Origin of the sequence: Gardnerella phocaeensis (genome assembly GCF_048545075.1) — a bacterium.
Lineage (GTDB): Bacteria > Actinomycetota > Actinomycetes > Actinomycetales > Bifidobacteriaceae > Bifidobacterium > Bifidobacterium vaginale_J.
Map to the genome: position 1 here is coordinate 172,327 of NZ_JBKQXS010000002.1, position 13,554 is coordinate 185,880.

The window sequence follows — 13,554 nt, forward strand, 5'->3', positions numbered from 1 at the left end:
TATTCGCAATAATGTATAATATGTGCGTGTCGCGTTGAGATGATTATTGAGCGCGCAACTTACTTGCGACCAAAACTACTCACGGCTGAGCAGTTTCGGCCGGAATCTAGCTGGAAAACGACATAAACTACTCACAGCTGAGCAGTTTCGGCCGGAATCTAGCTGGAAAGCGACATAAACTACTCACGAGAACGCAAATTACGGTAACGCATTTCACGCAAAGCTTCTCGCTTATCTTGCTCCTCACGCAAAGCCTGACGCTTATCAAATTCCTTTTTACCGCGCGCTAAAGCAATTTCTACCTTTACGTAACTTCCCTTAAAATACAAACGCAAAGGCACAACAGTGTAGCCTTTCGCTTCGGTTTGCCTAGAAAGCTTAGAAATCTCAGCAGCATGAAGCAGAAGCTTACGCTTGCGCTTAGGAGCATGATTATTCCACGTACCGTTTAAATATTCAGGAATATTTGCTCCCTCAAGCCACATTTCACCGCGACGATCAATATTCACAAATGATTCAGCTAAAGAAGCACGCCCTTCGCGAAGTGACTTAACTTCAGTACCAGTAAGAGCAAGACCTGCTTCATAACAATCTTCAATCACATAATCATGATGCGCTTTACGGTTTTGTGCCACAGTAACAGTGCCATCTTGCGCAGGCTTATTTGCCATAATTCCCCTCCAGTACACATCACGCACAAAAGAAACTTGCCATAAGATACTACTATCTTATGGCAAGAACAATAAGTCGTAAACTTACAACGCATTCAATTTCAACAAATTGAAAACTATGAAGTGCTTATATTTAATAATGCACGTACTCGTAATCACCTGGATTATAAATAGTTTCATAAGCAGGGAATGTTGCAAAACCAGTTCCACCTTCAGAAATAAGAACTGATCCGTCAGCATTTACACGTTCCACAACCGCAACATGTCCATATTGCCAATCAGCATTCCAGTTGCCAACGCGTTGACCGCGAGCAAACACCATAACAGCACCAACATGTGGAGTTCTATTAACTAAATATCCAAGCCTACGACCAGTATTCGCCCACTCAGCACCGTTACCCATGTAGGAGCCAACAGGCAGACCAAGTTGCGAACGACGCAAATAAGCCCATAACGTGCATTGACGTGCAGGATAAGCAGAACCGCCAACAGTGTTTCCAGTATCATGACCGTAGCAGGACTTAGAACCCTCTGCGCAGTTTCCAGGAACAGTATAATTCATACCATTAGCAGCACCATTAGAAAGTTGCATTGGAGGAAGGTAAATATTCCTTCCAGAGCTTCCATTTAATTGCTGACGATTACCGGCATTCGGATCAGCTTTAGCAAATGACTTATTAGCAAGAGCACGAGCTTGAGCATCAATAGCAGATTTCATTGCTATAATTTCTGCAGCTTCACGAGCAGACTGAGAAGTCAAACTACTCTTTTGACTTTCTAGCTGCTTGCGAATCTCTTCACCATGATCTCGCAAACTTTGCAAAGACTTTTTGCGATCATTAGCAGCTTTCGCAGCAATTTGAGCACTTTGCGCTTGAGCGTCCGCCTGCTGCTTTAACTTGGCGATTTCTGCTTCAATAGCAGCCAAACGCTGACGACGATTCATAGAAGTATTCAACTTAATAGCAGCATCATTCGCAGCATTTGCTTCACTTCTAGCAACAGCAGCTTCGGATTGCAACTTTCCAACAAACTGTTCTGTAGTAGTTGATTTAGTCACAATATTCATAACATTAGATGCTTGAGAACCATGGAAACTCTTACGAGCAAGCTGCGCTACAGCAGCCTTAGCATCATCAAAATCTTCACCAGTTTTTTTAATTTTCTCTTCCAAATCACGCTTATCTTTTTGCGCAGATTCTAGACGCTGCTGCGTTGATTCTACAAGACTGCGTGCCTGAGAAGCTTGCTCTTCTGCTTGTTGAGCAGCTCGTATTTGATTTGGAATTTTATGCTCATTTAAATCATTTAATTCAATGATTTTATTTGCAAGTTGTTTATTTACACCAGTAAGTTGGCGCTTCAGGTTCTCGTTTCGTTGTATTTTGCGCCTATATTCCTTCATATTGACAGCACTTGCAGTAGACGCATTAAATAATGTACCAGCAACACCAGCAAACATCATTGAAATAGCAACTATTAAACTCACTACAGTATTAGTGCGTCGAATTACATACATGCTATGTCGATCTTCGCTCATATCACTTCCCTTTCAACATCACTATTGCGAATTATACCGTAATACAAGAAATCATGCGAGTTTCTACTTAAAATCTTTTAAAATATTACTTTCACAATGCTGATACGAAAATAACGCAAATAATTACGCATCTATTATTTTGCATCTTAAGCTTTTAAGTATCTCCTCAAAGCAATAGCAGAAGCAACTATAGATAGCACTACTGCACCAGCTACAAGTACTGGAACGCATAGCCACACAGTTGTTTGAGTAACAAATGGCATCCAACGCACATTCTGCGCAAGCCAATCAGTTACAAAAACTTTAACTACTAAACTTAGCGCAGCACCAGCAAGTAAAGAACCTACAAACGATGCAAACGCTCCTTCAAGAATAAACGGCATGCGAATAGTCCAGTTAGAGGCACCAACTAAGCGCATAATTTCAGTTTCTTGACGTCGGCTAGCAGCAGACATTCGAATCGTAGTGCCAGTAAGCATAATAGCTACAACAACCATAACTGCTGCAAGGACAATTGTCACAACAGTAGCGCGATTAAGCACACTGAAAACAGGATCAAAAATCTGACGCTGATCAACAACTTCTTCCACACCGTCGCGTCCAGAAAGAACTTCTGAAACAACCTGATATTTCATAGGATTAGTAAGCTTCAATCGCAGCGAATCTTGCATATCTGCCGCAGTTAAAGTACGTCCTTGATACATTCCGTTAGGATATTGCTTTAAGAATGTGTTCTTATAAAATTCATTGCGGCTAACATAAGTAATATTTGAAACATCATCACCTAATTCTTGGTGAATAATATGCTCCAATTTTACAATTTCGGCATTAGTAGGAGCTTTTCCAGAAGCACAAGAAGGAGATTGGCTAGTTCCATCCGGGCACAGCCAAGCAACCACCTCTACTTTGTCATACCAGTCACCTTTTGCCTTGGTAATTTGCGCTTGCATAAGCACTGAAACACCAATAAAAAGGAAAGAAATGAACGTTACAAGCATAACCGAAAGAATCATCGAAACATTACGACGCAAACTAATGCATGTTTCGGAAAAAATAAATCTTAAACGCATTACTCTGCTCCTTCAGTTTTATTAGTGTCATTATTGCTATCGTCAACACTAATGTTCTTATTATTAGTATTTGCAGCCGCAACAGGTGGCTTAGGCGGAGCTGGAGGCATAGGAGGAAGCTGAGATTTACGCTCAAATCGCTCAGATTCAGCATCGGATTGTGACTTACTTTCTGCTTCGGATTGCGACTCATCACTGGTTTCAGATTGTGATTCTTCGCTCACTTCAGAGTCTTCAGCAGTTTCGTGAGTTTCGTGAGATTCTGCAGTTTCGTGAGATTCATTAGTTTCTGCAGTTTCATTATTATCAGCAGTCTCAGCAGTCTCAGCAGTATTAGCAGTTTCTGCAGTTTCAGAATTTCCGGCAGCTTCAGAGGATTCTTTATTATCTTCCGAAATCTCAACTTCTAAATCATCTTCTTCAACATCTTCATTATCGTTTGAAGAAATCAATCCGCGTCCCCAAGTCATTGTTGTTTCCAAAGACTGGAACACTTCGCCGTAACGACCGGTTCTGCCAGAATGAACAGACTGAGCAAGGCGCGCAATTCCTTCATTTTCTGAAGTGTCACTCTTCAACGATTGCGTTACCATGTCAACAACTTCACGCGCTTGAGCCGCACGTTGAGCTTTTTTAGAAAGCCTCTTATGGCGTTCAGTATGCTCAGATTGAGCAATTGATTTTTGAGCATCGCGATCTGATTGATCTTGAGAATTTTCAACAGTTTGTTGCGCTTTAGAATTATGCTCAACTTCACTATCTGGGAAATACAATGCAGAATCATATGATCCTTCACGCTCATCACGCACAATTTTTCCAGCATGAAGTTCCACAACTCGCTTACGCATTGAGTTCACAATTTCCTCATTATGCGTAGCCATAACAATCGTTGTGCCAGTTCGGTTAATAGCATCCAAAACTTCCATAATTCCAAGAGAAGTAGTCGGATCCAAATTACCAGTAGGCTCATCTGCAAGAATAATTTGAGGGTGATTTACGTATGCGCGAGCAATTGCAACTCGCTGCGCTTCACCACCAGAAAGCTCGTGTGGGTAATTATTTTCTTTACCAGTCAAACCAACAGTTTCAAGAACACGAGGCACAAGCGAGCGAATCGTAGAACGACTCGTGCCAATCACTTCCAAAGCAAAAGCAACATTTTGATAAACTGTTTTATTATTAAGCAGCTTATAATCCTGAAAAATAAAGCCAAGAGATCTACGATACTGCGGCACCTGCCGGTTAGAAAGTCTGCGCAAATCGTTACCAGCTACGTGAATTTCCCCACCATTTGCTTCTTCTTCGCGAAGCAACAAACTAAGCAATGTAGTTTTGCCAGAGCCGGAAGCGCCAACAAGAAACACAAAATCTCCGCGATCTACATGCAAAGACACATCGTCTAATGCAGGACGTGTACCTCGAGGATATATTTTTGACACATGATCTAATGAAATCAGCGACATTGTTTCAATTCCTTCCGAAGATTATGTGTAATTGTTGGTTTTTAGTTCTAGATTTAGCTTTATCTTTAGTTTTATTTAAGATTCTGCTTCAGCTTCTTTTTGAGCTGCAACTCGCTGCTCGTGACGCCAACGAATGCCAGCTTCAATAAAACCGTCAATATCGCCGTCAAAAACAGCTTGAGTTTGTGAAGTTTCGTAACCAGTGCGCAAATCCTTCACCATCTGATAAGGGTGAAGCACGTAAGAGCGCATTTGATCTCCCCAACTTGCCTTAATATCTCCAGCAAGTTCCTTCTTTTTTGCAGCTTCCTCAGCATGCTTAAGCACAAGCAAACGCGATTGCAAAACTGCCATTGCAGCAGCGCGGTTCTGAATCTGGCTTCGTTCATCTTGCATAGAAACAACCAAGCCGGTTGGCAAATGCGTAATACGAACAGCAGAATACGTAGTGTTTACGCCCTGGCCGCCAGGTCCTGAAGCTTGGAAAGTATCCACGCGAATGTCAGAATCCGGAATATCAATATGATCCGTAGCTTCAACAAGAGGAATTACTTCAACAGCACTAAAGCCAGTTTGGCGACGACCTTGATTGTCGAATGGCGAAATACGAACCATTCTGTGAGTGCCGCCTTCTACAGAAAGACGACCATACGCATAAGGGGCATCAACTTGGAAAGTAGCGGATTTAATACCAGCTTCTTCTGCATAAGACGTATCCATCATCTTAGTTTTATAGCCATTTCGCTCAGCCCAACGCAAGTACATACGAAGCAACATTTGAGCAAAATCAGCAGCATCAACGCCACCCGCACCAGAGCGAATCGTAACGACTGCAGAACGAGCGTCATACTCGCCGTCAAGAAGAGTCTGAACTTCCATATCGTCCAACTCGTGAGCAATATTTCCAAGCTCTTCTTGAGCCTCATTCATTGAATCAGCATCGCCTTCTTCTTCACCAAGCTCAATTAAAGTCTTAGTATCTTCAATGCGTTGCTCAACAGCTTGCAAACGCTTCAATTGAGACTGAGCTGCAGAAAGCTTACTAGTGACTTGCTGAGCATGCTCAGAATCGTCCCAAAGTCCAGGCTCTGCAGCCTGCTTTTCTAAATCAGCAATCGTAGCCTTCAACGAATCGACATCTAGTGCTTTAGAAATCGAAGAATACTTTGCTTCAACATCATTTAGTGCTTGGGAAAAATCAAATTCCGCCATTTATTTAAAGTACCTCTTTACATACCTGTTTTACGCAATTACTACTCGCAAAATACTTACAAAATCAACTATTTATAAGTTTAGCGCACGGTCAAAATCTCAGGACCGTTTTCCGTAATTGCAATCGTATGTTCAGTGTGTGCACCACGAGAACCATCAGCAGAACGAAGAGTCCAACCATCCTTAGGATCCTGATAAATTTCGTCAGTAGTCTTTAAGAACCATGGCTCAATTGCAATCACAAGACCTGGGCGAAGCTTGTAGCCATGGTGAGCAGTGCCATCGTTAGGAACGTGCGGATCTCCGTGCATAATATGACCGACTCCGTGACCACCAAACTCAAGGTTTACGCTGTAACCATACTCGTGAGCAACGCAGCCAATAGCAGCAGAAATATCGCCAAGACGGTTGCCAGGCTGAGCCATATTGATACCAGCTTCCAACGCTTCCTCAGTGCACTTAATTAAGCGCAAATCCTCAGGATCAGCATGATTTCCAACCACGAAACTAATAGCGGAATCACCAACCCATCCGTCGACGTTAATTGCCAAATCAAGAGTCAACAAATCGCCGTCTTTAAGGTTGTAATCGTATGGAACTCCGTGAAGAACAGCATCGTTTACAGAAGTGCAAATATAGTGTGCAAAAGGTCCTGTACCAAAATCAGGAGCGTAATCAACATAGCAAGAAGACGCACCTTTGCGGCTCATAATTCGCTGACGAACGAAATAATCAATCTCAAGAAGATTCGTGCCAACTTTGGTCATTGCTTTCAAGTCTTTAAGAATACTACCGACGAAGCGACCTGCAGGCTTCATCGCTTCAATTTCAGATGGAGTTTTAAGTTCAATCATGCTTTAAGACTAACGCGCAGGCACGAAAATAGCGCAAAATATGGCGAAAATAACGAGAAAATATGGCGGAAATATTAACTAATAGTGTCGCTTAATACTTGTAAGCTAATCTCATGTCTAACAATAATGAAAATAATAGTAAAAATAAGGGATTGCAGAAGGAAATTTCTGCTGTAGATTTCGACCCTGCATCCTTCTCTTCGGTTACTCGACCACAAGACGATTTATTCCGTTATGTAAACGGTCCTTGGATTGACACTTACACTCTTCCAGAAGACAAACCGATGTATGGTGCTTTCCACAAGCTTGCAGAAGATGCAGAGACGCAAATTCGAGATATTTTAGAAAGCGAAGATTGCACAGCTAAAAAGTCACAAACTTTATACCGTAATTATTTGAATACTGCAGCTATCAAAAAAGCTGGAATTACGCCAATTAAGGGCGATTTAGACGCTGTGGATTCGGCTAGCAGCAAAGAAGATTTGGTTCGCACTATTGGCGCGCTTAACCCGTATGGCGGCCCAGATGCAATGTTTTCTTTTGGCGTTTACGGAGACCCTAAAGATCCTAAGACGAATATTATGCATATTGAACAATCGGGATTGGGCTTGCCAGACGAAGCATACTATCGCGAAGATAATTACGCTCCAATTCGCGCTGAATACGTAAAAATGGTAGCTTCTTTGTTGAGATTGGCTGGTTACGGAGATACCGCTACTACCCAAGCGCAAGCCGAACGTTTTTTGAATGTTGAAACTAAAATCGCGAAGCACCATTGGGATAACGTTGCAACTCGCGATTCTCAAAAAACTTATAATCCTTACGATTATGCTGATTTGGCAAAAAATCTTGAAGCTCTTAATCTCGACGCTTTCTTAGAAGCTGCTCAAAAAGCGTACGACAACTGCGAAGAAGAAGCACATCAGCCAATCAATCTTCGTGAAGCTTTTAGCAAAGTAGTAGTTCACGAACCAAGCTTTATAGAGGGATTGAATAAGATTTGGCAGGAAGCTGACTTAGAAGATTTAAAGCTTTGGGCACGCTTGCACGTGATTTTGTCTTGGGCAAGCTTATTGAGCGAAGATTTTGCAGAAGCTAAATTCGACTTCTACGGCAAAGTGCTTTCTGGAGCCACAAAACAGCGCGACCGCTGGAAGCGAGCAATTGGAGTTGTTGACAATGCTTGCGGTGAGGAAGTTGGGCGCGAATACGTGCGATTGCATTTCCCTGAGTCTTCTAAAGAGTATATGAAAGGCTTAGTTGACAATCTTATTAACGCTTACCGAGAGTCGATTTCTCACAGCAGCTGGCTTGGCGAGGAAACTAAGGCGAAGGCTTTGGAAAAGCTTAGCAAGTTTGAGCCAAATATTGGTTACACAAACCATTGGGTTGACTACTCTGCGCTAAATATTAAGGAAGATGCTGATTTAGTTGATAACATGCGCGAAGTTTACCGCTTTGGTTTTGGTAGAAATACTGCAAAAGCTGGAAATCCTGTGGATCGCGAAGAATGGCAGATGACTCCGCAAACTGTGAACGCTTACTACGATCCTCTGCTGAACGTAATCGTGTTCCCAGCTGCAATTTTGCAACCTCCATTCTTTAACCCGAGCGCTCCAGACGCAGCAAATTACGGCGCTATTGGTGCCGTGATCGGTCACGAAATCGGTCACGGTTTTGACGATCAAGGTTGCGAATACGACGGCGACGGCGTGCTTAACAATTGGTGGACTGAAGAAGACAAAGCTAACTTTGCTGAGCGCACTAAAAAGCTTATTGAGCAATACAACGCTTTTACACCAACGCAGCTGATTGTTAAATACTCTCACTTAAAGAACAAAGCTGAGCGCAATGCGATGCCTCACGTAAACGGTGCTTTAACAATCGGCGAAAATATTGGCGATTTAAGCGGCGTAACTATTGCGCTTAAAGCATACGCTTTCGCTTTACAAAAGAGTGAAGGACGTGAAATTGACGGAAGTGACGATGCTATTCACGAAACTTTGCTGAACGCTCCTGAAGTAGATGGTTTCACTGCTTTGCAACGATTCTTCTTAAGCTATGCACTTGTATGGCGTTCCAAGGCTCGTAATGAGATTGCGGAACAGCTGCTTCAAATCGACCCACACTCCCCAGCCGAATGCCGCACTAACGGCATTGCTAGAAACGTTGACTTGTTCTACGATGCGTTCAATGTTCAAGAAGGCGACGAGATGTGGCTCGACCCAAGCGAGCGCGTGCACATTTGGTAAAATGCCTCAAATTGAGCGTAGAAAACTGACAATAAAAAATAAAAAATAAAAAAGCCTGCAAGCGTTCTTTACTAACGTTTGCAGGCTTAATTTATATTGCTTTATAAGTTTTATTCTTCTACAGAGGAAGAAACTTCAGAAACAGCTTCTCCTGCTACAGCAGGAGCACTATCAACAGCAGAATCAGCAACAGCCTCATCAGCAGCATCAGCAACTTCTGCTACAGTATCAGCATCAGCATCAGCAACAGCCTCATCAGCAGAAGCAGCATCTACAGAAGCAGCTTTTGCACGCGCATTTTTGCGCGACTTATAAAGCAAAACAGAGAACACAGCTACAGCACAAAGAATAATTACAATTGCAATTACAGCAACCACCATTCCAGAAATACCAGTTTTTTCAGTATTTTTAGCGGAATCTTTACTATTTGCAACTTGAGAATTAACCTTATTGGCTAAATGCTTATCTTTTTCAAATACTTTCTTTTTGCTAGATTTATTATCCTTAAGTTTTTTCTTATCTTTCTCGTCTTTCTTATCCTTATCGTCTTTCTTGTCCTTATCGGATTTAGCTGTATTAGTATTATTCGCTACGGCAGCAGGACTACGATAAACTTGAGGACTTCCATAACCAATCTTGCCATCAGGATAGTCAATATCACCGTTATATTCCGACAAAGTTAAATCACCAACAATGCCGTATGGACCGCCTTGAGCTTCACCATAACCAAAAGAAATATTTCGTGGATTCAAAATTTGATACAAATGACCATTTTCCTCAGTAAAAGCACCACGAGCAGCTCGCAACGGTCCCTCTTCATTTTGAATCCATAAGCGCATAGAACCAGCAAGATCTGTACCCCAGCTTAAGTTTTCGCCCCAAGCTTTTCTACCATTAAAATCAGGCGCGCTTTTACCATCTGGAGCAAAATGACCAAATTTACCATGTTGAGCAGTCTCTTGCGCGCGACGATAGGCATCCTCTTCATTTGCGGAATCGTATTGAATATTATTCACATAAGCTTGTTTAGTTAAACCGCAACGACTCACATAATCTTGCAAAGGAATTCCTTCAAAGTAAATACTACGATCGTCGTATAAACGCGAACGTGCATTACGAATTGAAGCCAGCACATAGCGCACTACATCAACAGATCGAACCCAGCCAACACTACGTGCAACGTTTTTTTGTTTAATAATCGGGTTTTTAATAGACAGGTTTGACGTAGACGAATTAGATGCTTTTTGGCTTAATTCTAACGAATTTACGCCCATAAAATTCATTTTCATGTAGCTTTGCGCAGGCAAGCACACAAAGGATACTACAGCGAACAGGCTTATTAGCGAACATACAATGCGCTTCACTACAGTATTTTTAATTATTGCATTCTTCGAATTTATTGAATTATTCGATTTAAAACCAAATGATTTAAATAAGTTAGAGGAGCATGAATTTACATGCATAGCTAGATTGCGCACCAATCCCTGCTTATTATTTTTCATAGTAAACTCTTCTTCTGTTCATTCAATGCAACAAATATAGGTCAATAGTATCTCTTAATGAGGAATTATTGCGAAAATGCTTGCAATATTGCGGTCTTTAAATTGGTTTTATTGTCAATATTTTTAATAAATTGTGGTTAAAACATAGCTTTTAACCACAATAAAAGAATTTTCTAGAACAATTCTCGCAAAACATTCATAGTTGTTATTACTGCGGCATTTCCTCGTGGCTGCGAAGCTCAGGGGCAATAGTGGCTCTGATTTCGGGGCTGAAATGACTGCAGTCCAAATCGTGAAAGGATGATGAATATGGTACAACAACAGTCAACTGTGACTATTAACGGATTTGTAGGCGCAGAACCAATAAGTTTTGGACGTAACGAAAATTCTCCTGCTTGTTCTCTACGAATTGCAAGCACACAATCTTACTATCGAAATGATGAGCAGCAATGGCATGAGCGCCCAACTACATGGATGACTGTGAAGGCGTATCGCACTTTGGCTTCAAACGTTCTTAAAAGCGTACATAAAGGTGATGCAATTGTTGTTTCTGGAAATTTGAGTACTGAAAGTTGGACAAAAGACGGGAATGATTATAATCGCATAATTTTAGAAGCGGCTACTATTGGTCACGATTTAAATCGTGGAACTACTCAATTTACAAAGCGAAACGCTGATACTGCAAAAAACGGACAGACGAAAGAAAGTAATCAAGTACAGCATAACAATAAGGCACAAGAAAATAATTCTAATGAAAACATTTCAAATGACGAATTTGGGGGCGAAACTGATATTTAGGGAGGTAAAATCACAACTCGAGAAATCCCACAAACTCGCGCAACGGTAAGCAACTTAATATGAATAAAATAGCCGCCAAGAATTAACATTCCTGGCGGCAAATTGATTTATAGGCACTTATGCAAGCAAAGCGCTACGCTCTATGCGCTCAAGCAGGTCGTCACGCACGCCAATCACAGCAGAATTCCCAATGAACTACCAAGCGAACCTGCCCTGCCTTCGTCTCGATTGACGAAGGCAGACCTCGCTTGCGTTGAAAGCACACCGTGCTTTCAACTCTAAGCAAGCTCGGCGCTCCGAGTTGCTTTCGCGCGCTAAATCGCAGCGCTCAAGCAGGTCGTCACGCGCTCTACAATTCGGCTTGCAGCTTCGTCAACTGGAACTGCTTCAACGTTTGAACCGTTGCGATCGCGGATTTCAATCGTACCGTTGTTCACGGTATCGCGACCTGCTACAGCAATCAGCGGCACGCCAACAAGCTCAGCATCCTTAAACTTCACACCTGGAGAAACCTTTGGACGATCGTCGAAGATTACTTCGATGCCTTGCTTGCTAAGCTCTTCAACAACCTTTTCAGCAGCATCGAAAGCAACTTGATCCTTGCCAGTAGCAACGACGTGAACCTGAGCTGGAGCAATTGCCATAGGCCATGCGAGACCAGCGTCGTCGTGATGCGTTTCTGCCAAGCATGCGATCACGCGGCTAACGCCGATACCGTAGCAACCCATCCAGACTGGTACAGCTTTACCGTTTTCGTTAAGAACGCTTAAGCCCAAAGCCTTAGAATACTTTAAGCCGAGCTGGAACACCTGACCGATTTCCACACCGCGTTCGAAGCTAAGAGGACCGGAACCATCTGGGCTCATATCGCCGTCGCGAACCTGGGCTGCTTCAACAACGCCATCAGCCTCAAAATCGCGACCATAAACAGCGTTGTAAACGTGCTTTCCTTCTTCGTCAGCTCCTGTAATCCAGGCACTTCCCTTTGCAACGTGAGCATCCATCAAGTAACGGACAGGATTTTCAATACCCCTACCCTCTTTGCGAGCTTGAGGACCCAATACGCTAAAGCCAATGTATCCCTTAACAAACTCAGGATGAGCCTTCAAATCATCCTCAGTTGCTTCTTCAATTTCTGCAGGAGCAAACTGAGCTTCAAGACGCTTCATATCTACCTGGCGATCACCCGGAATACCAATTGCCACGATTTCGCGCCATGGCTCCTCATGCTCGCCACCCTCAGCATCAGCCGGGTGCTTAACAGCAATAATAAGGTTCTTCAAAGTGTCGTCTGCTTGCCATTCGCGACCATCTTTACGCGGATGCAAATCGTTAGAAACCTTAACCAAAGCCTCAATCGTCTTAGCGTCTGGAGTTTCGAGAGCTTCGGCTGCAGGAGTTGCAGAATAATCAACATCTGCAACTTCTGGAGTGGTAAGAGCCTCAACATTCCAAGCTTTTCCGGAAGGTGCGAGAGCAAAAGTATCTTCGCCAATTGGCATTGGAGCCAAAAACTCCTCGGAATCAGAACCGCCCATTGGGCCGGAAACAGCGTGAACAATCACGTATTTAATGCCCAAACGGTCGAAAATGCGGGCGTAAGCGGCGCGCTCCTCAACGTAAGCAGACTTCAAACCATCTTCGTCAATCGAGAACGAGTAACCATCTTGCATAATAAACTCGCGGCCGCGAATAAGACCTGCGCGAGGACGGAATTCATCGCGATACTTCGTTTGAATCTGGTACAAGGTAACAGGCAAATCCTTGTAAGAAGAATACATATCCTTAACGAGAAGCGTGAAAACTTCTTCGTGCGTTGGAGCAAGAAGATAGTCAGCCTCATGACGATCTTTAAGACGGAAGATGTTGTCGCCGTATTCTTCCCAACGGTTTGTAGCCTCATAAGGCTCGCGCGGAAGAAGCGCTGGGAAGTGAACTTCCTGCGCACCGATACCGTTGATTTCGTCGCGAATAATCGCTTGAACCTTATTTAAAACCTTAAGTCCTAGCGGAAGCCAAGTCCACACGCCTGGAGCAGATTTACGAATATAGCCTGCGCGCTGCATAAGTTTTGCGGAAGTCACGTCCGCGTCTGCAGGATCCTCGCGCAGCGTACGAAGGAACAGCTGAGACATACGAAGTACATTGGAATTCATGCGTTCCAATCTATTTGCGCATGAGGACATAAACAC

10 protein-coding genes are annotated in these 13,554 nt (G+C 43.0%); 2 read left to right on the plus strand and 8 right to left on the minus strand.

Annotated features, from left to right (window positions below; genetic code table 11):
- Positions 1-179: 179 nt before the first annotated feature.
- From smpB to map, 6 genes are all read right to left on the minus strand, one after another.
- Positions 180-671: an SsrA-binding protein SmpB gene (gene smpB / locus ACJV2T_RS03530; RefSeq protein WP_415683779.1), complete on the minus strand. Its 492-nt coding sequence runs from the start codon at positions 669-671 to the stop codon at positions 180-182.
- A 133-nt stretch (positions 672-804) separates the two neighbouring features.
- On the minus strand, positions 805-2,211 hold the full coding sequence (locus ACJV2T_RS03535; protein WP_391495918.1) for a CHAP domain-containing protein: 1,407 nt from the start codon (positions 2,209-2,211) through the stop codon (positions 805-807).
- A gap of 146 nt (positions 2,212-2,357) precedes the next feature.
- Positions 2,358-3,281, minus strand: coding sequence for a permease-like cell division protein FtsX (ftsX, locus tag ACJV2T_RS03540; RefSeq protein WP_391495919.1), 924 nt, complete (start codon positions 3,279-3,281; stop codon positions 2,358-2,360).
- Positions 3,281-4,744: a cell division ATP-binding protein FtsE gene (gene ftsE / locus ACJV2T_RS03545; RefSeq protein ID WP_419399159.1), complete on the minus strand. Its 1,464-nt coding sequence runs from the start codon at positions 4,742-4,744 to the stop codon at positions 3,281-3,283. The genes ftsX and ftsE overlap by 1 nt, the downstream gene beginning before the upstream one ends.
- A gap of 75 nt (positions 4,745-4,819) precedes the next feature.
- Positions 4,820-5,956, minus strand: a complete 1,137-nt coding sequence (gene prfB, locus ACJV2T_RS03550; RefSeq protein WP_375169357.1) for a peptide chain release factor 2 — start codon at positions 5,954-5,956, stop codon at positions 4,820-4,822.
- An 80-nt stretch (positions 5,957-6,036) separates the two neighbouring features.
- On the minus strand, positions 6,037-6,810 hold the full coding sequence (gene map, locus ACJV2T_RS03555; protein WP_419399160.1) for a type I methionyl aminopeptidase: 774 nt from the start codon (positions 6,808-6,810) through the stop codon (positions 6,037-6,039).
- A 113-nt stretch (positions 6,811-6,923) separates the two neighbouring features.
- Between map and ACJV2T_RS03560 the strand changes: the two genes are divergently transcribed.
- The gene (locus ACJV2T_RS03560) at positions 6,924-9,062 is read left to right on the plus strand and encodes a M13 family metallopeptidase (protein WP_419399161.1); all 2,139 of its coding nucleotides are present in this window, start codon (positions 6,924-6,926) and stop codon (positions 9,060-9,062) included.
- A 110-nt stretch (positions 9,063-9,172) separates the two neighbouring features.
- On the opposite strand, the gene ACJV2T_RS03565 is transcribed toward ACJV2T_RS03560, so the two are convergent.
- Positions 9,173-10,351, minus strand: coding sequence for a CAP domain-containing protein (locus ACJV2T_RS03565; RefSeq protein ID WP_419399162.1), 1,179 nt, complete (start codon positions 10,349-10,351; stop codon positions 9,173-9,175).
- A 522-nt stretch (positions 10,352-10,873) separates the two neighbouring features.
- Here ACJV2T_RS03565 and ACJV2T_RS03570 point away from each other — a divergent pair.
- Positions 10,874-11,362 (plus strand): single-stranded DNA-binding protein, encoded by a 489-nt coding sequence (locus ACJV2T_RS03570; protein ID WP_415687638.1) that lies wholly within the window; start codon positions 10,874-10,876, stop codon positions 11,360-11,362.
- Positions 11,363-11,676: 314 nt separating this feature from the next.
- Here ACJV2T_RS03570 and ACJV2T_RS03575 read toward each other — a convergent pair whose 3' ends face one another.
- Positions 11,677-13,518, minus strand: a complete 1,842-nt coding sequence (locus tag ACJV2T_RS03575; RefSeq protein ID WP_419399163.1) for a proline--tRNA ligase — start codon at positions 13,516-13,518, stop codon at positions 11,677-11,679.
- Positions 13,519-13,554 lie beyond the last annotated feature (36 nt).